This window comes from Vibrio sp. S234-5 (assembly GCF_000960595.1).
Classification (GTDB): domain Bacteria; phylum Pseudomonadota; class Gammaproteobacteria; order Enterobacterales; family Vibrionaceae; genus Vibrio.
The window spans coordinates 1-412 of record NZ_JZAM01000378.1; the positions used below are offsets into that span (position 1 = coordinate 1).

The window sequence follows — 412 nt, forward strand, 5'->3', positions numbered from 1 at the left end:
GTTTAACCTGGCGACCGTACGCCCCAGGCAGTCTACTTAACGCAGTAGCTCCGAAAGCCACGGCTCAAGGCCACATCCTCCAAGTAGACATCGTTTACGGCGTGGACGTCCAGGGTATCTAATCCTGTTTGCTCCCCACGCTTTCGCATCTGAGTGTCAGTATCTGTCCAGGGGGCCGCCTTCGCCACCGGTATTCCTTCAGATCTCTACGCATTTCACCGCTACACCTGAAATTCTACCCCCCTCTACAGTACTCTAGTTTGCCAGTTTTAAATGCAATTCCCAGGTTGAGCCCGGGGCTTTCACATCTGACTTAACAAACCACCTGCATGCGCTTTACGCTCAGTAATTCCGATTAACGCTCGCACCCTCCGCATTACCGCGGCTGCTGGCACGGAGTTAGCCGGTGCTT

Annotated in this window: 1 rRNA gene; it reads right to left on the reverse strand. The window is 54.1% G+C overall.

Features of this window, described 5'->3' with window-relative positions:
* Nucleotides 1-412 (reverse strand): 16S ribosomal RNA (locus tag UF06_RS25155); the annotation flags it as partial.